The organism is Chryseobacterium sp. CBTAP 102, from assembly GCF_003201365.1.
In the GTDB taxonomy this organism is placed as follows: Bacteria; Bacteroidota; Bacteroidia; order Flavobacteriales; family Weeksellaceae; genus Chryseobacterium; species Chryseobacterium candidae.
In genome coordinates this window covers 543,266-562,278 of sequence record NZ_QICX01000001.1, presented here as the reverse complement: position 1 = coordinate 562,278, position 19,013 = coordinate 543,266, and the positions used below count along the sequence as shown (strand labels likewise).

Here is a 19,013-nt window from a genome sequence, read left to right as displayed (position 1 = left end):
GTTTTTTTAACGGTTTCAGACTGTTCTAACTCGGTTTTTTTTATTAAATTTGAAGATTAATTCTACAAATAAATTTTAATAAATAGATAAACTGTAATAATGGACAGATTTTCATTCCTAAACGCAGCTCATTCTCAGTTAATTGAGGATTTATACCAACAGTACTTAAAATTCCCGGACTCTTTAGAACCATCATGGAAAGCCTTCTTTCAAGGCTTCGATTTTGCATTGGAGAACTACGGAGATGACGATACCACCCAGTTTATTCAGGCTTCGGCCAACGCTGCCCCGGCAGTACAGCAACAGATTTCTCAGGCAGTATCCAACGGAGAAGTTCCTGAGCATATCAAGAAAGAATTTAAAGTAGTAAACCTTATTGAGGCTTACAGAACAAGAGGACACCTTTTTACAAAGACCAACCCGGTTAGAGAAAGAAGACATTACACACCTACTTTAGATATCGAAAATTTTGGTCTTTCCAAAGAAGATTTAAATACAAAATTCAACTGTGCCGTTGAAACAGGAATGAAAGAACCTGCTACTCTTGCAGATCTTATCAAACATCTTGAAAACATCTACTGTGATTCCATCGGAGTAGAATACATGCACATCAACAACGTTGAAGAAAAAGATTTTATCAAAAGATGGCTTCAGGTAAACGAAAATCATCCAAGTCTTTCTGCCAATGAAAAAACAGAAATCTTATTAAAATTAAACCAGGCGGTTGCGTTTGAAAACTATCTTCACACAAAATTTGTAGGACAGAAAAGATTCTCATTAGAAGGAGGTGAAACATTAATCCCGGCTTTAGATCAGCTGATCTCAAGATCTTCTCAGCTAGGAGTAGATGAAGTGGTATTAGGAATGGCTCACAGAGGTAGACTTAATGTTCTTACCAATATCTTCGGGAAATCGTATAAGCAGATCTTCTCAGAATTTGAAGGAAAAGAATTCGAAGAAGATGTATTCTCAGGGGATGTTAAATATCACTTAGGATCATCTAAAAAAATCAAAACAGCTTCAGGAGAAGAAGTTTGTATCAACCTGACTCCAAACCCGTCTCACCTTGAAACAGTTGCTGCTTTGGTAGAAGGTATCTGCCGTGCAAAAGTAGATGACAAATACAAAGACTATTCTAAAGTATTGCCAATCATCATTCATGGTGACGGAGCTATTGCCGGACAGGGGATTGCTTACGAAGTTGCTCAGATGATGACTCTGGAAGGATACAGAACGGGAGGTACAGTTCATATCGTTGTCAATAACCAGGTTTCGTTTACAACCAATTATATGGATGCAAGATCTTCAACATACTGTACAGATATTGCAAAAGTTACAGAATCTCCTGTAATGCACGTAAATGCTGACGATGCTGAAGCGGTTGTTCATGCCATCCATTTTGCTGCTGACTTCAGAGCAAAATTCGGAAAAGATGTTTATATCGACCTTTTAGGATACAGAAAATATGGTCACAACGAAGGGGATGAGCCAAGATTTACGCAGCCTAACCTTTATAAAACCATTTCAAAACACCCGAATCCAAGAGAAATTTATAAAGAGAAATTATTGAAAGACAGCGTTACTTCCAACGACGTAATTGCTAAAATGGAAACGGAATTCAAAGCTCTTTTAGATAAAGATTTTGACGCTTCTAAAGAGATCGAGAAAAACGTAATGGATGTGTTCATGGCTGAAGATTGGGTAAATTATCCAATTGGTAAGAGAGGAGCAGTGCAGTTACCGGTAGATACTAAATATGACTTGGAGAAGCTGAAAGAATTGGCGATTAAAATGTCAACACTTCCGGCAGACAAAAAGTTTATCAATAAAATTACAAGACTTTTCGATAACCGTATCAAAGCGATTGAAGGAAATTCTTTAGACTGGGCATTAGGAGAATGGTTAGCGTATGCAACACTTCTTGTAGAAGGACACAATGTAAGAATCTCAGGAGAAGATGTGGAAAGAGGAACATTCTCTCACAGACACGCTGTCGTAAAAACTGAAGATACCGAAGAAGAATATATCCCGTTAAGACATGTATCTGAAAACAGATTTGATGTATTCAACTCTCACCTTTCAGAATATGGTGTTCTAGGTTTCGATTATGGATATGCAATGGCTTCCCCAAATACATTAACCATCTGGGAAGCTCAGTTCGGAGATTTCGTGAATGGTGCTCAGATTATCGTTGACCAGTATCTGGCGGCTGCTGAAGAAAAATGGAAAATTCAGGACGGCTTGGTGATGTTATTGCCTCACGGTTCAGAAGGACAGGGAGCAGAGCACTCTTCAGCAAGATTGGAGAGATTCCTTACTCTTTGTGCAAATGAAAACATGGTAGTAGCCAATATTACTTCACCTGCCAACTACTTCCACTTATTGAGAAGACAGTTGAAATGGGCATTCAGAAAACCATTGATCGTAATGAGTCCTAAATCTCTGTTGAGACACCCTAAAGTGGTTTCTCCACTTGAAGATTTCGCTACAGGTTCATTCCAGCCAATTTTAGATGACCCTACAGCAGATCCTAAAAAAGTAGAAAAATTAGTTCTTTGTTCAGGTAAACTGTACTTCGAATTATTAGCGAAGAAAGAAGAACTGAACTGTGAAAATATTGCATTAGTAAGATTCGAACAGTTATATCCGCTTCAGACAGATGCTATTGAAACCATTTTCAGTAAATATGAAAACAGAAAACAATTGGTGTGGGCTCAGGAAGAACCAGAAAACATGGGGGCATGGTCTTATATCCTTAGAAACTTCAGAGATACAGGAATTCAGGTAGTTGCTCCGGTACCAAGCGGTGCACCAGCTCCAGGTAGCCACAAAATGTTTGAGAAAAACCAAAATGCAGTGATCAACAGAGTTTTCGACAGAGATGATGCTCCTGCAAAAAGACCCGTTACAGCTTAATTTAAAATAATAATCAATTAAAAAATAAAAAATACTCGATATGTCAGTTTTAGAAATGAAAGTTCCTTCACCGGGCGAATCAATTACAGAAGTTGAAATTGCAACCTGGCTTGTAAAAGATGGTGATTATGTAGAAAAAGATCAACCTATCGCCGAAGTGGATTCAGATAAAGCAACTCTTGAATTGCCCGCAGAACAAAGTGGAATTATCACTTTAAAAGCAGAAGAAGGTGATGTAGTACAAGTAGGTCAGGTAGTTTGTTTAATTGATATGGATGCTAAAAAACCAGAAGGTGCTGCACCTGCTGTTGAAGCTCCAAAACAGGAAGAAGCTCCGAAAGCTGCTGAGCCTGCTAAACAAGAAGCTCCAAAACCAGCTGCTCCGGTAGCCGCTCCACAAACTTATGCAACAGGAGCTCCATCTCCGGCTGCTAAGAAGATCCTTGATGAAAAAGGAATGGATGCTGCTCAGGTTTCAGGAACAGGAAGAGACGGAAGAATTACTAAAACTGATGCTGAATTAGCAGCAGTACCTGCATTAGGAGGAAGTCCTCTTACTGCAACAGGTTCCAGATCTACCACAACAACTAAACTTTCGGTTTTAAGAAGAAAAATCGCTCAGAGATTAGTTTCTGTGAAGAACGAAACAGCTATGTTAACTACTTTCAACGAAGTTGACATGTCTGAAATCTTCAGATTGAGAAAGCTGTATAAAGAAGAATTTGCTCAAAAGCACGGAGTTGGACTTGGTTTTATGTCTTTCTTTACAAAAGCAGTAACAAGAGCATTACAAATGTATCCGGATGTAAACGCATCTATTGATGGCGACTTCAAAGTAAACTATGATTTCTGCGATATTTCAATCGCAGTTTCAGGTCCTAAAGGATTAATGGTTCCTGTATTGAGAAATGCAGAAAACATGTCTTTCAGTGCTGTTGAAGCAAATATTAAAGATCTTGCTACTAAAGTAAGAGACGGTAAAATTACTGTTGATGAAATGACCGGTGGTACATTTACTATTACAAATGGTGGTACTTTCGGATCTATGATGTCTACACCAATCATCAACCCTCCACAATCTGCAATCTTAGGAATGCACAACATCATCCAGAGACCGGTTGCTGTTGACGGACAGGTAGTAATCAGACCAATGATGTACGTTGCAATGTCATATGACCACAGAATTATCGACGGAAAAGAGTCTGTAGGATTCCTTGTAGCCGTAAAAGAAGGTATCGACAACCCTGTTGAAATTCTAATGGGAGGTGATGAAAGAAAAGGCCTTGGATTATAGTTTTTAATAAAATTATAATATAATATATGATCTCGCCTTAAAAAAGGCGAGATTTTTGTATTTATGAAGAAAATGCTACAATGATGTTTTCAAAAATGACTTCCAATATCAAAGTTTCAGTAATACCTGAATATGATAGTAAAAACAGTTATCCTTCCGAAAACCGTTACGTTTTTAAATACAATATCACGATAGAAAATGACGGAAGCTTTCCTATCAAAGTATTGAAAAGAAAATGGTTAATTTTTGATGTAGGATTCGGATATACAGAAATAATAGGCGACGGAGTGATTGGATTGACTCCTGAGATAGGAACCAGTGAAAATTTTGCTTATTTTTCCAATGTAATGCTTCGTTCCGGAGTAGGGAATATGAGTGGAAAATACCTTGTTAAAAACATGGATACACAGGAAACTTTTGAAATTGATATTCCAAAATTCAATCTGTTGTCTGAAGTGTTGAGCAATTAATAATTGATGCCCTGTATAATGTAAAGTTTTTACAAGAAACCCGGGTTCTGATGACTAAAGCTTTTTAATTTTTGCTTTCATATACTCATTTACTTCATCATTACTGGTGAGGAAGAGTTTTTCAAATGCCAGCAAAGATATTTTGGCACAAACTTCCGCATCAGCTCCTGCTCTGTGATGAGTAAAATCAATTTTATGATATTCTGCCAATGGCTTCAATCCATATTTTGGAAGATAATTCCATGATTTCTTGGCAAGCTGTATACTGCACAAATAGTTCAATTTTGGGGTATACATTCCGTAATGCTCCAGGCAGCCTCTTAAAACAGAAGCATCAAAACCAGCATTATGAGCAATCATAAGACTGCCATACATCAGATCCTGAGCTTCATACCATACTTCATCAAAAGTAGGAGCATCTTTTACATCTTCAGGATGAATTCCATGCACCGCAATATTGAATCTGCTGAAATAAGGAAAGCTGGGTGGTTTAATCAGCCAGGTTTTAGTCTCTACAATTTCAGAATTCTGTACTACACAAATCCCCATCTCACAAGCTGAACTCTTCTCATGAGTGGCTGTTTCAAAATCTATCGCACAGAAATCCATTTTTTAAAATTATAATTTGTTGGTTGGTTTTGTTTATTAGTTGCTTGTTGCTTGTTCTCTTGCCTAGAGTTTAATTTAAAGTTTAAGTTTAATTGAAGTTATGAATTTTTACTTAATGAGTTTTAGTTCATAATAAGAAAAGAAAACTGTAATTTTCCCTAATCCCTGCCGTCTATCACCTTCCTCCCAAAAAATGTTTAAAAATCAGCCATTTTGATTGGTAAAACTGATGTTTCTGGTATTTTTGGCGAAGCTTCCATGTTCCGGGAAGCTGGGTGTAAAATCCAAAATGAGCTCTTATGACAGCCCACAGATGTGGAAAGCCTTGCTTTAAACCAAAATAAATTCCGGCAACACTGTCCAAACATAATCTGAAAAAGATCAACAGGATCAATTGAGGAAAAGGAAGGTTTTTAAACATCATAGAAAGATTATTTCTGATGTTTAAATAAGTCTTTTGTGCACTCTGTTTGTTGAGCGTTCCGCCGCCTACATGATAAATTTTGGATTTCCCGGTATAATAAATCTTTTTTCCGGAATTAATAAGCCTCCAGCAAAGATCAATCTCCTCCTGATGAGCAAAAAACCTTGCGTCAAAACCATTCTGTTTCCAGAAATCTGTTGAACGGATAAAAAAGCAGCATCCTGATGCCCAGAAGATCTCTGTTTCATCATTATACTGTCCTTTATCTTCTTCCAGATCATCAAAAACCCTTCCTCTGCAGTAAGGATATCCAAGATTGTCTATCAATCCGCCTGCAGCACCTGCAAACTCAAAATAGTTCTTATTATGATATGATAAAATCTTAGGCTGTACTGCGGAAATAGAAGAGTTATTTTCCAATAATTCCAATACAGGCACTGTCCAGTTCTCTGTAACTTCTACATCAGAATTGAGAAGGCAGTAATATTCATTTTTGACAGCCTTTAACCCCTCATTGTAGCCGCCTGCAAAACCATAGTTTTTATCATTTTTAATAATATATACTGTGGGGAAATTCTTCTGTAGAAACTCTACGGAATCATCCGTAGAAAGATTGTCAATAACATAAATATCCGCATTCTGAGAAAATTGAACCACACCCGGAAGAAATTTTTCAAGCCAATTTTTACCGTTCCAGTTTAAGATGGCAACTGCCAGTTTTTTCTGCATGTCAATCTATTTTTTTTCAGAATCAAAATTTTTGATAGAGTTCTGATATTTCCATTTTCTGTGTGACCAAAGATAATTGTCAGGATTTTTGTATAAAGTATTTTCCAGTAATTTATGAAATTTTCTCACCACTTCATTTTCCGTGAACTTTTCACCATCCGGGTATATTCTGTGATAATTAACCTGATAATAACCACGTTTTACCTTTTTCATCTCACAATAGATAAAGACAAGATCCATTCTTGTAGCCAGCTTGTCGTATCCCACAAAAGCAGGTGTCCGCTGATTTAAAAATTCTAGTCCGTAAGTAATGTGGGCAAAATGAGGAGTCTGATCCGCAACAAACATATATGCTGAATCTCCATTATTTTTAGATCTGAAGATATTCAGAATTACTTCATTGGCTTCCAGGGCTTCATTCCCGAATTTATTCCTGACCTTCTTCATCTGATTTTCCCAGAAACTATTATTCACCTTTCTGTATACAGGATGACAATGAGCCTGGGGAACAATCTTTGCCAGTGCGTTAATCCATTCCCAATTGAAAACGTGTCCGGCAAGCAGGATAATATTTTTACCCTCCCTTTTGGCTTCATGAAACAGTTCCTGATTGATATGCTGCATTCTTACTCTTGCTTCTGTTTCCGAAATGCTGAAAGATTTTATAGTTTCTACCAGATAATCTGAAAAATTAAGATAGAATTTTTTCCGGATCTCTTTAATTTCTTCTTCAGATTTGTCTGGAAAAGAGTTTTTAAGATTTTGGGTAATAACATCTTTTCTGTAACCTACAATATAATAATTCAGGAAAAAGATGACGTCCGAAAAAATATATAATATTTTAAGCGGAAGCTTGGAGATCAGGTATAATATTTTGATTAGAAATTTCATAAAACACGCAAATTTAGTGATAATAAAATTATGGTTCTATTTTTGCAGAAGGATATATATTATTTTTTTTACCTTTATATTATGAAAAAATTGATAATATTCGCTTTCCTGGGATTAAGTACCCTTGCTTTTTCGCAAAATGTAAAAAAAGCAGCTATTGTAGTACCTGCAGAGCAAGCCAAATTAGAATCTCAGAAAAAGGCAGCTGAAGAAAAAGCAAAGCTTCCTAAGCCCTATGACCCAAAAGCTGACGCTCAGGCTGATATTAATAAATTGGTTGCCCAGGCAAAGAAAGAAGGTAAGAATATAATGATCCAGGCTGGTGGGAACTGGTGTATCTGGTGTCTTCGCTTTAATAATTTTGTACAGACTACTCCCGAACTGAAGGAATTGGCAGAGAAGAATTATGTATATTATCACCTGAACTATTCTCCGGAAAATAAAAATGAAAAAGTTTTTGCCCAATATGGTAATCCGGGTGAGAAATTTGGATATCCGGTGTTTATTATCTTAGATAAAGACGGAAAAATGATCAAAGTTCAGCAGAGTGATGTGTTGGAAGAAGGAAAAGGATACAGTAAAGAAAAAGTAAAAGAATTCTTTACGACATGGGCTCCTAAAAAAGGATAAAATATAGAAACTGCTTCAGTAATGAGGCAGTTTTTTTATTTAGGTCCGTAGAAAATAAAACTTTTAGAATTAAAGTAATTTTTTGATCCAGCTTAATTTTTTGTTAGAATATGGCGGATATTTGATATTCGGTTCGCCCCAGGTTGCTTTTTCAAGAACTGATTTTTGGTGTGAAAATGTTTCGAAGCCATATTTGCCGTGATAATTTCCAATCCCTGAATTTCCCACTCCTCCAAACGGAAGATTGTCATTACTTAAATGCATTACCGTATCATTGATACAACCTCCTCCGAAAGACAGTTTCCTTGTAAAATTTTCTTTTTCCTCAGCGTTATTGGTAAAAAGGTAGGCTGCCAGTGGTTTTTCAAGCTCCAGAATAGAGTTTAGTGCCACATTGTAATTTTGAAAGCTGATGACAGGCAGAATAGGACCGAAAATTTCTTCCTGCATAATTTTGTCATTCCAGTCTATACGATTCAGAATAGTAGGCTCTATATACCGTTTTTCTTCGTTGAAATTCCCGCCGCAATAGATTTTTTCCTGATCAATAAGATGGATAAGCCTTTGGAAATTCCTTTGGTTAATAATTCTTGTGTATTGATCAGAATCCGGCTCATATTTGAATTCTTTGATATATTTTCTGAGCATTTCCAGAAACTGTTCCTTAATGGTTTCTTCCACCAGCAGATAATCCGGAGCAACACAGGTTTGTCCGGAGTTGAGGAATTTTCCCCAGACAATTCTTTTGGCAGCAGTTTCTAGAGAGGCATTTTGGGTGACGATAGCCGGAGATTTTCCGCCCAGTTCAAGGGTTACAGGAGTAAGATGTTCTGCGGCTGCTTTGTAAACAATCTTACCGACTTTTGTGCTTCCTGTAAAAAATATCTTGTCAAATTTTAACTTGAGAACAGCAGTGGTTTCATGAATACCTCCTTCATATACATAAAGATATTCAGACGGAAAGTTTTCATTGATAATGGATGCCATAGCTTTCATTGTATTTTCTGCTATTTCGCTGGGCTTAAGAATACAGCAGTTTCCGGCGGCCATTGCCGCTATGACGGGAGAAAGGGATAGCTGATACGGATAATTCCAGGCACCGATTACCAATACACAGCCCAATGGATCAGCATAAATTTTACTGTTTCCCAGTTGGTTGACAAGATTGGTGCTTACTTTTTTAGGCTTTGAAAGAGATTTTAAGTTCCTGATATAATAATTAATATCATTGAGAATGAAGGATAATTCTGTAGTGAAAGTATCAAATGCTGATTTTCCAAAATCTTTTTTAATAGCTTCATACAACATATTCTCATTAGAAATAATTAGATTTTTCAGCTTTTCAAGGTACATTTTCCTGAAAGCGAGGCTTTTGGTCTGCTGTGTTTTAAAAAAATCCCTTTGACTCAGTAAAATTCTTTCAATTTCCATTCTTAAGCTTTTGTGTAATAAACGTTGCGGTTTGATCAATATTGCATCTTTAAAAATATGAACAATAAATCGGCCAAAGTAGTTGAAGCAGGAAGCAGAAAATTACTCTTTATCGTTTGAAGAGAGGGTGTTAATTTTATAAGAATTTGCTATTATCAGCATATAAACTGAGAAAGGATAAGTAGCGAGTAAGAGGTCCGGTTGCGTATTACCTGATAACAGTATCGTAAAGCACCTGTATATTTGAATGATGTAAGGTTTGCGGAAAACGAATAATATTGGTTGAGATGTTCACATTCTCTTCCGCTGAAGGGTGGATTTTTACAAAGCAAAAGGCAGGATAGTTCTGTAAACAATGCTTTACATAAAAAAACCACCTCAATAAATTGAAGTGGTCTTATATTGTGAGAAATTCTCAGTTGCTTATTAAGCTTCTTCAGTTTTAGCTTCTTCTTTTTTAGGAGCTGCTTCCACTGGAGCGTCAGATACGATATCAAACTCGTAGTTGTACTCAACATTTCTGTGAAGTCTGATAAGAGCTGTGAATTTACCAGTTCTCTTGATGGTATTACCAGGAATTTTGATGTATTTTTTCTCTACAGAAACACCAGCTTTTTCTAAAGCAGCAGATAGATCAGCATTGTTGATAGATCCGAATAATTTGTCACCAGCACCTACTTTTGCAGGAATAGTGATAGAAGTTTTCTTCAATTGCTCAACTACAGCGTTAGCAGCAGCGATTAATTTAGCTTCTTCTTCTTTTCTAGCTTCTAATGTAGCTTCTAAAGCAGCTTTGTTTTTAGGGGTAGCTAAAAGAGCAATTCCTTGAGGAATTAAGAAGTTTCTAGCATAACCTGGCTTTACGTTTACTGTATCAAACTCAAGTCCTAAGTTTTCTACGTCTTTTTTTAGGATAATTTCCATTGTTGTTGTCCTTTTTTAGATTTTAGTTTTATAGCTAAAATCAAGTTAGAATTAATGATTTATTCAGCAACAAAAGAAGAGGGAGACCTCTTCTTTTATTTATTTTTGTCTTATTTCAATAAGTCAGCTACGTATGGTAGTAATGCAAGGTGTCTTGCTCTTTTGATAGCAGCAGAAACTTTTCTTTGATATTTTAAAGAAGTTCCAGTGTATCTTCTTGGTAAAATTTTACCTTGTTCGTTTACAAATTGTAATAAGAAGTCAGCATCTTTGTAATCAACGTGCTTAATTCCGTATTTTTTGAATCTACAATATTTCTTTTCAGATTTTGTATTGATATCAAGCGGAGTAAGGAATTTTACTTCTGATTCTCCTCCAGCTGAGGCTTGTTTAGCCATTTCATCTATTGCCATGTCTTGTCTTTTTTAAAAAATAGGGTTAATAATTAAGCTTTAGCTGCTTTTACTTTAGTTCTTCTAGTTACAGCGTACTCAACAGCATGCTTGTCAAGTTTTGTAGTAAGGTAACGGATTACTCTCTCGTCACGCTTAAATGCTAATTCCAGATCAGCTACTACAGTACCTTCTCCTTTGAATTCAATTAGAGTATAAAACCCGTTCTTTTTCAATTGGATAGGATAAGCTAATTTTTTTAATCCCCAGTTTTCTTTAGCAACGATTTCGCAGTTCTTTTCTTTGATAAGATCTACATACTTGTTCACTGCTTCCTCTACCTGTGACTCAGATAGAACGGGAGTTAAAATGAAAACAGTTTCGTAATTGTTCATAATGTTAAATGAATTTGTTAATTATTTCGAGGTGCAAAAGTAGAGAATAATTTCCGCATATGCAAGAATGTTGGTGAAATAGTTGGTGTTTCCTGACAATATGTATTTGCTTTTATTTTAGTTATTGAATTAATTTTCATCTTTTGATCTGATTTCAGCCAGAAAATTCACCTTCAAAACATCATACAAAGAATGTCTGCTTACCAGGATTGAAGCAATAGAGGAGACCATTCCGGCAAGCATCAGATGGAATATCAGAGAATGCCTGTCCGTCATTTCCAAAACAATAATAGCGGAAGTAAATGGGGCTCTCGTAATCCCGGTAAGAAAAGCCACCATTCCGGCGAGAACGACTACATTGGTTTCGTTAGGCGTTAAATGTATGGCTCCTGAAATAACTGAGCCTATACTTGCTCCTGCAGTAAGAGCAGGAGCGAAAATTCCGCCCGCACCACCAGAAGTGAAAGAAAGGGCAGGGCCAAGCATTCTTAAAATAGGGACATACCACTCTTCATGTTTATTTTTGGTAAAAAGAACACGCTCCATAATTTCTTTTCCTGAACCCAGAATTTCTCTGTTGATGAAGTATGCAATGGAAGCGATAATTAATGCACAAATGATAAGAAAGATTACATTAGCCTTATCTGTTTTCAGTTTTTTCTTCTTCCAGCTATTGATTTTAAGCATAATGACAGATAGCTGGCTTGCCATAATGCCGGCAGTGGCTGCAACCAATATGATGGGAAACATAACCATTAAAGAAACATCATTGGTTTTCGGATATCCAAGATATAAATAAGACCCGGCCAATGTTTGAGCTGTTAAACCTGCGATAATCACCGCTGTAAATAAAGCAGTTTTAAAATAATTAATGTGGGTTTTTGACAGCTCTTCCACAGCAAAAACAATTCCTCCAAGGGGAGTATTGAACGCTGCAGCAAGTCCGGCAGCCGCTCCTGTCATAATCATGTTTTTCTTGGAAATTTTTGGCCACCATTCAGGAAGGTACTCATTCACTTTTCTGAAAACGGAACCTGCTATCTGAATCGTAGGGCCTTCACGTCCTACTGCACCTCCTCCGATGACCAGAACAACAGAGGATAGTATTTTGAAAAAAATAATTTTAATACTTAACAGATTCCGGATTTTCCGATGCTCTTTCGGGTTGGCAAGTTCTACTGCGGCCATCACTTGAGGAATACCGCTTCCTTTGGCATTGGGAGCAAATTCTTTCACCAGCCACCACGATAATACAAATCCTATGGGAGCAATAATGAAAATCATCCAGGCATGCCAGTTGAAAATAAAATTCATGAGATGTTCGCCCCAGGCAAATACCTGCGCATACATTACAGCAAAAAAGCCTGTAATTACAGATCCTATCCAAAAAGGAATGGCCTGAAGCAGGTTGTGTTTCAGCTGTTCGTTCCGGATATTGTCGAAGGAGTTTTTAAGAGATCTTTTTATGAGGGTGAAAATTTTCAGCATTTGTAGGTTTTGAAGGATAAAATTACGGTAAAATTCCGGAAATTGTATTTCGTTGAATTGAGATGATACTATAATGTGACTCAGAAAGAGGATTAAACCTCAGTCATTGGTTCTTCATCTTCTTTGGTGACATCAAAAAATCTTTTGATGTCATATTTACTATAATCTAAATCCATTTTCCAAATAATTTGTTTAAAAATAATGCTAATCAATCTGATTTCCAAAAAAATTAGTACAGTATATAAATATTTTTAATAATTATTGATTTTGTTTTTAATTATTGTTTTTGTTAAATATCTCATATTTATTTAGCGTAATATTTAATCTTTTATGATGTTGTCAAGCTTAAGTAATAAAAAAACAAAAAAACCTCCGATTTAATCGAAGGTTTTCATTTATATGATCAGTAATAAGTAATTTTGCTTATTACTGATTATTTATTACTTATATTTCTGTGTTCAGATCCCAGTTTTCAAGGTAGTCGTGAACGTGCTTCAGCATCATTCCACCTAAAGATCCGTCTACCACTCTGTGGTCATAAGAGTGAGACATGAACATTAAGTTTCTGATAGCAATTACATCTCCGTCAGCTGTTTCAAGAACTGCAGGCTTCTTAACGATTGCTCCGATGGCTAAAATAGCTACCTGAGGCTGAGGAATAATTGGTGTTCCCATAAGGTTTCCGAAGCTTCCTACGTTAGAAATTGTATACGTTGCCCCTTGAGTATCTTCTGGTCTCAATTTCTTGTTTCTTGCTCTGTAAGCTAAATCATTGATTGCTTTTGCAAGACCTGAAAGAGATAACTGATCAGCATTTTTGATAACTGGAACAATAAGGTTTCCGTCCGGAAGGGCAGTAGCCATACCGATGTTGATGTTTTTCTTTTTGATGATGTTCTCACCATTGATAGAAACATTGATCATCGGGAAATCCTGAATAGCTTTCACTACCGCTTTTACGAAAATAGGCATGAAAGTCAGTTTTTCACCTTCACGTTTTTCGAATACAGCTTTGTTTTTATTTCTCCATTTTACAACGTTGGTAACGTCTGTTTCGATGAAAGAAGTAACGTGTGGAGCAATTTGTTTTGCTTTCACCATATTTTCAGCGATGATCTTTCTCATTCTGTCCATTGGAATGATCTCATCACCTGCGCTCACCGGAATGGTAGCTGCCGGAGCAGATACTGCCGCTGGTTGTGGAGCAGAAGCTGCCGGTACCGGAGCTGCCTGTTGAACTGGCTTGCTTCCTCTGTTAGCAACATATGCTAGTATATCTTCTTTTGTAATTCTTCCTTCCAAACCGTTGCCTTTGATGGATTTCAGTTCAGTTTCAGAAATGTTTTCCTGTTGAGCGATAGACTTAACGAGTGGAGACAGATAAAGGTCTCCTGAGAATTCTACGTTTGAAGCAGCTGCTGTCTGTAGAGGCTCTTCAATCGCTTTTAAAGTTTCAGTATCAGGAGCAGCCGCCGGAGTTTCAGCTTTCACCTCTTCTGAAGCTGTACCTTCTCCTTCAATTTCTAAAATAGCAATGGCTTCACCTACTTTTGCAACTTCATCTTTTTGCTTTAAAATTTTCACAATTTTCCCCGAAACTGGTGTCGGTACGTCTGAATCTACCTTATCTGTTGCAATTTCTACCACGGAGTCATCCTCCTTTACGTTATCACCTTCATTGAATAACCAAGTGATAATTGTCGCTTCCATAACCCCTTCTCCCATGGAAGGAAGCAATAATTTGTATTCTGCCATTTTTGATTTTTAGATTTTGACAAATATATAAAAAAAATCGGTTTTTTTAAGAAATATATAATCTTAGCTGAATTCGATATAAATATTTTCACCCACATTTAGTCCAAACAGGCTTTTAGCGCCGTTTTTTTTGCTTCCTTTGTAGATGGTAAGCTCCAATAACTGACTATCATTGAATATTGCCGCAGACTGTCCGTGGAATTCGGTCTCCCTTTTCCAGTCTGAAACAACTTCTGTATGACTTGAAAATATTCTTGAAAGGCTTAAATTTCTGAATTTTATGGTAAAACTGCTGTAACCTTTACTGATGTTCTCAAAAAAATCTTTATTGATATTTGATATTATATTTCCGAAATTATCAATATAAGTCACTTCACCAATAATCATCCCTTCCGATTCATTATAAACTGCACGAGGGAACATTAGTTGTTTTGCCGTGTTTATTTTTCTTCCTATGACTTCAGGGAGTCCGCCATTGGCAAGATGTACCGCTGCAGGAACAAAAATGTCTGTAGAAGTGAAGTTGATAACGTCATCAAAACGGTTGTTCAGCGTAAGCTCGTAGATGGCTTCCGGTTTAATATCAAAAAATATAAGGCTTAAAAGACCATTGTCTGCCGCCAGGAAGTAAGATCCGTCAGCTTTATAAATAATATTCTTTCTGGATTTGTGATAAAAGCTGTCTACAGAAAGAATGTGTATGCTTCCTTTTGGAAAATATTTATAAGCATTTCTTACAATATACGAAGTCTGTATAAGGTTGAATGCCTGGATTTCGTGGGTGATATCAATAATATTAACCTCAGGGTTTAGAGACAGAATTTTGCCTTTCACAGCAGAAACTCTGTAATCTAAATTTCCGAAATCCGAAGTAAGGGTAATAATTGACATGAGCAATTTATAGAATAGTGTAGTATTGCAAAGTTATTTAAAATAAAAAGAAAGCCCGAAAGATTGTTGAAAAGAATTTGATATAAATTTGAAAAAAAGCTTTAATTTTAAAATCTAAAAATAAAAATACTGCATGTTTGAATTAACATATGATTTGGAAGATATCGATGCGAAAATCTTCTATGGAGTTAATAACCAATATTTCAACTTAATAAAATCAAGCTTTCCAACCATTAAAATTACAGGAAGAGATCATTTCATTTTTGCCATGGGAAATCAGGAAGCTTTAGACATACTGAAACAAAAACTTGACGATATTGTCAGTTTTATCTCCAAAAACAATTCAATAGGACTGAAAGACGTTGAAAATATTTTGAATATTAAAGACGAAAATGAGAAACAGCTGGTATTCGACCAGGACATTATCGTAAAAGGAGTTAACGGGAAAGTTATTAAAGCTAAGACGACCAATCTTAAAAAGCTGGTGAAGGAAACTGAGAAAAAGGACATGGTTTTTGCCATTGGGCCTGCAGGTACAGGAAAAACATATACCAGTGTGGCATTGGCAGCAAGAGCGTTAAGAGACAAGGAAGTGAAAAGAATTATCCTGACAAGGCCTGCTGTAGAAGCGGGAGAGAGCCTGGGATTTCTTCCCGGAGATCTTAAAGAAAAGCTGGATCCGTATTTGCAGCCGTTGTATGATGCACTTCGTGATATGATTCCGCACGAGAAACTGGAAGGTTTCATGGAAAAGAAAGTCATTGAAGTAGCGCCATTGGCTTTCATGAGAGGACGTACACTGGATGATGCTTTTGTGATTCTTGATGAAGCACAGAATACTACTCATGCACAGATGAAAATGTTCCTTACGAGAATGGGAATGAATGCCAAGTTTATTATTACAGGAGATCCAAGCCAGATTGACCTGCCGAAAAATCAACAGTCCGGGCTGAAAGAAGCCATGAGAATTTTAAATGGAGTAAAAGAGATCGGATTCGTTCATCTTACAGAAGAGGATGTGGTAAGGCATCCGGTGGTAAGAAAAATTATCCTGGCTTACAACGATGAGGAAAAAAGACTAAGAAACGACTAGTGAAAATAGGTGAAAGTTTTCGTTAACTTTTTATTAACCTTAAATTTGATGGTTAAAATTTGTTAATTTGAAAAAAATAATTAGTTTTGCAAACCTTAAATGTAAAACTAACTAAACATGAAAAAACTTTTACTTGTTGCGGCGGTCGCTGCTATGGGAATTTGTGCCAACGCACAAGAATTTCGATTTGGTCCAAAAGCTGGTTTCGCAATGTCTACTATTAAACTGGATGATAAGCAAGACGATCTTGACGGAAGAAAAATGTCTCCAAAATATACCTTCTATATCGGTGGAATGGCTGAGTACAAATTCAATGATAACTTTGCTGTTCAGGGAGAGGTTTTGTATTCTCCACTTGGAGCTAAAGAAAAAATTGATGGCGTAAACGCTGGAGGAATTTATTTTGGTGAGTCAACTAAAGTGAATTTTGGAACTCTTTTGGTTCCTGTTTCTGCCAAATACTTTATCACAGAAGGCTTCTCTGTAGCTGCAGGTCTTAATGTAGGAATCATTCTTACAGCTAAACAAAAGACTGTAATTGGTTCAGATTTCCTTGATGTGGAAGTGGAAGGTGAAGGCGGCGAGGTAGATATTAAAAAAGATATCAAATCATTAAACCTTGCTCCGTTCTTAGGTGTTGAATATATGTTGGAAAATGGACTTTTCTTTGATGCAAGATACAGCTTGGGAGTATCAAACCTATCTAATGACAATAGCGGAGGGACTGTAAAGAATAGCTTTGCTCAGATTGGCGTAGGCTTCAAATTCGGAGGAAACTAATTCTGAAATTTTAGCTTCAAAATAATGATAAAAAAGGCTTTCCGAACTTTTCGGACAGCCTTTTTTTTGATGACTCATATATAAGCTGTATGGATTTCTGATCAGAAATTTTTAATAGAGAGGATCTGTAATGATTAAAATTAAAGAAGATAATCCTGAATAATAAACATTTGTTTAAATTTTAAGAGTTAATAACTTTAAAATTAGAGATTTAGGTTAATTAATTTTAGCGTTTTTCCAGAATTCATCGGGTTTTATAAAAAATAAGAAAATTTAAAAAATTAAATATATTGTAGTCTTGTTGAAAAAATAGGATTTTTTTATTCATAATATTGTGAAAAAATCAACAACATCTCTTGATTAGGATTTATTTTTACAAAACCCTTAATTCCAGTAATGATATTAATCACATTAACAAATTTTAATATTAGTGGAGACCACTGTAAATTTGCTCTCAGAAAGTATTAAAATTTTTTACAATGAAAAAAATATTATTAGCGGGTGCTGTTGCACTTTTCGGTTTATCAAACGCTCAGATTGCTAAAGGAACTACATATTTATCAGGGTCTGTTGGTTATTCTCAAGTAGAAACTAACAATGGTAACCTTAAAACTGAAAACTTCAACGTATTACCTACAGTTGGATATTTCGTTAACACTAACTTAGCAATCGGATTAGGCGTAGGATATCAAACTGAAAAAACTACAGCTACTACGACTACGACTATCGGAAACGCTACAACTGTAAGCGAAAATGTAATTAAGCAACCAGCTTTCGTTGTTGCTCCATTCGTAAGAAAATACTGGACTTTGTCTGACAAGTTGTATATCTTCGGACAATTAGCAGTTCCAATGCAGTTCGGAAAAACTGAAACTGAAACTAGCTCTGTAACTACAGCTGGAAATACTACAATTTCTAACTCTACTTCTACTGAAGCTAAATACACTCAAATCGGTGTAACTGTTAAACCAGGTTTAGATTATTTCTTAAACAAGAACTGGTCTATCGAAGCTACTATCGGTGAGTTCGGTTATAGCAACTACAAGCCAAAAGATGGTGATGCTACCAACAACTACAACTTCGGATTGAATTTATCTTCTGTAACTTTCGGAGTTAAATATGTATTTGCAAAATAATAAACAAAGCATATAGCAAGAAAGCCCTGAGAAACTCTTAGGGCTTTTTTCTATACTAAACTAATATAATAATCATGAAAAAAATCGTATTGATGGGCGCTGTGGCGCTTTTCGGTTTGTCAAATGCACAGATTGCAAAAGGAACTTCTTATCTTTCAGGTCAGGTAGGATATTATCACAATGAGAAAAACGAATTTGAAACCAATAGAAAGGATGATGTGATCAGAATCCTTCCTACAGCAGGGTATTTCGTTACTAATAATCTTGCCGTGGGACTTGGTTTAGGTTATAAAAGTGCTGTTACAAAATACAGATTGGGCAATCCTGCCATCAGTAATGTATTTGAAGTTAAATATACAGATAATGCTTTTGTTGTAGCTCCATTCGTGAGAAAATACTGGACTTTATCTGATAAATTATACATCTTCGGACAGTTACAGGTTCCATTGGAGTTCGGTAAGGAAAAAATGAATGCAAACAGTAATATTAACGATGCGGATCCTTTGCTTACAGCTGCTTTGAACAGAGAAAATAATTATACCAATATTGGAGTGAATATCAAGCCGGGTCTGGATTATTTCCTGACTAAGAACTGGTCAATTGAAGCTACAATTGGGGAATTCGGATACAATACTTACAAAAGAGACATTGACGGGGCAAAAAGAACTGATGATTACAAATTGGGTATCAGTTTAACTTCTGTGACTTTTGGAGTGAAATATGTATTTGCAAAATAATAAACAAAGCATATAGGAAGAAAGCCCT

18 protein-coding genes are annotated in these 19,013 nt (G+C 36.1%); 8 read left to right on the top strand and 10 right to left on the bottom strand.

What is annotated here, in order from left to right; all coding sequences use genetic code 11:
- Nucleotides 1-99 precede the first annotated feature (99 nt).
- From C8D70_RS02585 to apaG, 3 genes are all read left to right on the top strand, one after another.
- Complete coding sequence (locus tag C8D70_RS02585) at nucleotides 100-2,916, top strand: 2-oxoglutarate dehydrogenase E1 component (RefSeq protein ID WP_076594561.1); 2,817 nt, start codon at nucleotides 100-102, stop codon at nucleotides 2,914-2,916.
- Nucleotides 2,917-2,956: 40 nt separating this feature from the next.
- Nucleotides 2,957-4,210 (top strand): 2-oxoglutarate dehydrogenase complex dihydrolipoyllysine-residue succinyltransferase, encoded by a 1,254-nt coding sequence (gene odhB, locus C8D70_RS02580; protein ID WP_110366279.1) that lies wholly within the window; start codon nucleotides 2,957-2,959, stop codon nucleotides 4,208-4,210.
- An 80-nt stretch (nucleotides 4,211-4,290) separates the two neighbouring features.
- A complete protein-coding gene (gene apaG / locus C8D70_RS02575) occupies nucleotides 4,291-4,680 on the top strand; it encodes a Co2+/Mg2+ efflux protein ApaG (RefSeq protein WP_110366278.1) in 390 nt (129 codons plus the stop codon).
- A gap of 54 nt (nucleotides 4,681-4,734) precedes the next feature.
- Here the strand turns inward: apaG and C8D70_RS02570 are convergent, their stop codons facing one another.
- The 3 genes from C8D70_RS02570 to C8D70_RS02560 form a co-directional block, all read right to left on the bottom strand.
- Nucleotides 4,735-5,289, bottom strand: coding sequence for a 3'-5' exonuclease (locus C8D70_RS02570; protein ID WP_076594564.1), 555 nt, complete (start codon nucleotides 5,287-5,289; stop codon nucleotides 4,735-4,737).
- Between the two features lie 175 nt (nucleotides 5,290-5,464).
- The gene (locus tag C8D70_RS02565; RefSeq protein ID WP_110366277.1) at nucleotides 5,465-6,442 is read right to left on the bottom strand and encodes a glycosyltransferase family 2 protein; all 978 of its coding nucleotides are present in this window, start codon (nucleotides 6,440-6,442) and stop codon (nucleotides 5,465-5,467) included.
- Between the two features lie 6 nt (nucleotides 6,443-6,448).
- Nucleotides 6,449-7,333 carry a lysophospholipid acyltransferase family protein gene (locus C8D70_RS02560; RefSeq protein ID WP_110366276.1) on the bottom strand — a complete coding sequence of 295 codons (885 nt, stop codon included), beginning with the start codon at nucleotides 7,331-7,333 and terminating at the stop codon, nucleotides 6,449-6,451.
- Nucleotides 7,334-7,414: 81 nt separating this feature from the next.
- On the opposite strand from C8D70_RS02560, the gene C8D70_RS02555 reads away from it, so the two are divergent.
- Nucleotides 7,415-7,963 carry a thioredoxin family protein gene (locus tag C8D70_RS02555; RefSeq protein ID WP_110366275.1) on the top strand — a complete coding sequence of 183 codons (549 nt, stop codon included), beginning with the start codon at nucleotides 7,415-7,417 and terminating at the stop codon, nucleotides 7,961-7,963.
- Nucleotides 7,964-8,032: 69 nt separating this feature from the next.
- Here C8D70_RS02555 and C8D70_RS02550 read toward each other — a convergent pair whose 3' ends face one another.
- The 7 genes from C8D70_RS02550 to C8D70_RS02520 form a co-directional block, all read right to left on the bottom strand.
- Nucleotides 8,033-9,394 carry an aldehyde dehydrogenase gene (locus C8D70_RS02550; RefSeq protein WP_110366274.1) on the bottom strand — a complete coding sequence of 454 codons (1,362 nt, stop codon included), beginning with the start codon at nucleotides 9,392-9,394 and terminating at the stop codon, nucleotides 8,033-8,035.
- A gap of 426 nt (nucleotides 9,395-9,820) precedes the next feature.
- Nucleotides 9,821-10,318, bottom strand: a complete 498-nt coding sequence (gene rplI, locus C8D70_RS02545) for a 50S ribosomal protein L9 (protein ID WP_076594569.1) — start codon at nucleotides 10,316-10,318, stop codon at nucleotides 9,821-9,823.
- 110 nt (nucleotides 10,319-10,428) lie between these two features.
- Entirely contained in the window at nucleotides 10,429-10,731 is a 303-nt protein-coding gene (rpsR, locus tag C8D70_RS02540) for a 30S ribosomal protein S18 (protein ID WP_002979091.1), read from the bottom strand.
- Nucleotides 10,732-10,763: 32 nt separating this feature from the next.
- The gene (rpsF, locus tag C8D70_RS02535) at nucleotides 10,764-11,105 is read right to left on the bottom strand and encodes a 30S ribosomal protein S6 (RefSeq protein WP_047429790.1); all 342 of its coding nucleotides are present in this window, start codon (nucleotides 11,103-11,105) and stop codon (nucleotides 10,764-10,766) included.
- Between the two features lie 129 nt (nucleotides 11,106-11,234).
- Nucleotides 11,235-12,593, bottom strand: a complete 1,359-nt coding sequence (locus C8D70_RS02530; protein WP_110366273.1) for a chloride channel protein — start codon at nucleotides 12,591-12,593, stop codon at nucleotides 11,235-11,237.
- 444 nt (nucleotides 12,594-13,037) lie between these two features.
- The gene (locus C8D70_RS02525; RefSeq protein ID WP_076594571.1) at nucleotides 13,038-14,348 is read right to left on the bottom strand and encodes a dihydrolipoamide acetyltransferase family protein; all 1,311 of its coding nucleotides are present in this window, start codon (nucleotides 14,346-14,348) and stop codon (nucleotides 13,038-13,040) included.
- Nucleotides 14,349-14,411: 63 nt separating this feature from the next.
- Nucleotides 14,412-15,239: an S-adenosyl-l-methionine hydroxide adenosyltransferase family protein gene (locus C8D70_RS02520; protein WP_110366272.1), complete on the bottom strand. Its 828-nt coding sequence runs from the start codon at nucleotides 15,237-15,239 to the stop codon at nucleotides 14,412-14,414.
- A gap of 133 nt (nucleotides 15,240-15,372) precedes the next feature.
- Between C8D70_RS02520 and C8D70_RS02515 the strand changes: the two genes are divergently transcribed.
- From C8D70_RS02515 to C8D70_RS02500, 4 genes are all read left to right on the top strand, one after another.
- Nucleotides 15,373-16,332 (top strand): PhoH family protein, encoded by a 960-nt coding sequence (locus C8D70_RS02515; RefSeq protein ID WP_002979097.1) that lies wholly within the window; start codon nucleotides 15,373-15,375, stop codon nucleotides 16,330-16,332.
- 117 nt (nucleotides 16,333-16,449) lie between these two features.
- Complete coding sequence (locus C8D70_RS02510; protein WP_076594573.1) at nucleotides 16,450-17,112, top strand: porin family protein; 663 nt, start codon at nucleotides 16,450-16,452, stop codon at nucleotides 17,110-17,112.
- Nucleotides 17,113-17,591: 479 nt separating this feature from the next.
- Nucleotides 17,592-18,248 carry an outer membrane protein gene (locus tag C8D70_RS02505; protein ID WP_110366271.1) on the top strand — a complete coding sequence of 219 codons (657 nt, stop codon included), beginning with the start codon at nucleotides 17,592-17,594 and terminating at the stop codon, nucleotides 18,246-18,248.
- 74 nt (nucleotides 18,249-18,322) lie between these two features.
- Entirely contained in the window at nucleotides 18,323-18,985 is a 663-nt protein-coding gene (locus C8D70_RS02500) for an outer membrane beta-barrel protein (protein WP_110366270.1), read from the top strand.
- The last annotated feature ends 28 nt before the right edge of the window (nucleotides 18,986-19,013 follow it).

What these genes read in the sequence shown, in the direction of transcription:
- C8D70_RS02585 (WP_076594561.1), top strand. Translation starts at nt 100, where the DNA reads ATGGACAGATTTTCATTCCTAAACGCAGCTCATTCTCAGTTAATTGAG.
- odhB (WP_110366279.1), top strand. Translation starts at nt 2,957, where the DNA reads ATGTCAGTTTTAGAAATGAAAGTTCCTTCACCGGGCGAATCAATTACA.
- apaG (WP_110366278.1), top strand. Translation starts at nt 4,291, where the DNA reads ATGATGTTTTCAAAAATGACTTCCAATATCAAAGTTTCAGTAATACCT.
- C8D70_RS02570 (WP_076594564.1), bottom strand. Translation starts at nt 5,289, where the DNA reads ATGGATTTCTGTGCGATAGATTTTGAAACAGCCACTCATGAGAAGAGT.
- C8D70_RS02565 (WP_110366277.1), bottom strand. Translation starts at nt 6,442, where the DNA reads ATGCAGAAAAAACTGGCAGTTGCCATCTTAAACTGGAACGGTAAAAAT.
- C8D70_RS02560 (WP_110366276.1), bottom strand. Translation starts at nt 7,333, where the DNA reads ATGAAATTTCTAATCAAAATATTATACCTGATCTCCAAGCTTCCGCTT.
- C8D70_RS02555 (WP_110366275.1), top strand. Translation starts at nt 7,415, where the DNA reads ATGAAAAAATTGATAATATTCGCTTTCCTGGGATTAAGTACCCTTGCT.
- C8D70_RS02550 (WP_110366274.1), bottom strand. Translation starts at nt 9,394, where the DNA reads ATGGAAATTGAAAGAATTTTACTGAGTCAAAGGGATTTTTTTAAAACA.
- rplI (WP_076594569.1), bottom strand. Translation starts at nt 10,318, where the DNA reads ATGGAAATTATCCTAAAAAAAGACGTAGAAAACTTAGGACTTGAGTTT.
- rpsR (WP_002979091.1), bottom strand. Translation starts at nt 10,731, where the DNA reads ATGGCAATAGATGAAATGGCTAAACAAGCCTCAGCTGGAGGAGAATCA.
- rpsF (WP_047429790.1), bottom strand. Translation starts at nt 11,105, where the DNA reads ATGAACAATTACGAAACTGTTTTCATTTTAACTCCCGTTCTATCTGAG.
- C8D70_RS02530 (WP_110366273.1), bottom strand. Translation starts at nt 12,593, where the DNA reads ATGCTGAAAATTTTCACCCTCATAAAAAGATCTCTTAAAAACTCCTTC.
- C8D70_RS02525 (WP_076594571.1), bottom strand. Translation starts at nt 14,348, where the DNA reads ATGGCAGAATACAAATTATTGCTTCCTTCCATGGGAGAAGGGGTTATG.
- C8D70_RS02520 (WP_110366272.1), bottom strand. Translation starts at nt 15,239, where the DNA reads ATGTCAATTATTACCCTTACTTCGGATTTCGGAAATTTAGATTACAGA.
- C8D70_RS02515 (WP_002979097.1), top strand. Translation starts at nt 15,373, where the DNA reads ATGTTTGAATTAACATATGATTTGGAAGATATCGATGCGAAAATCTTC.
- C8D70_RS02510 (WP_076594573.1), top strand. Translation starts at nt 16,450, where the DNA reads ATGAAAAAACTTTTACTTGTTGCGGCGGTCGCTGCTATGGGAATTTGT.
- C8D70_RS02505 (WP_110366271.1), top strand. Translation starts at nt 17,592, where the DNA reads ATGAAAAAAATATTATTAGCGGGTGCTGTTGCACTTTTCGGTTTATCA.
- C8D70_RS02500 (WP_110366270.1), top strand. Translation starts at nt 18,323, where the DNA reads ATGAAAAAAATCGTATTGATGGGCGCTGTGGCGCTTTTCGGTTTGTCA.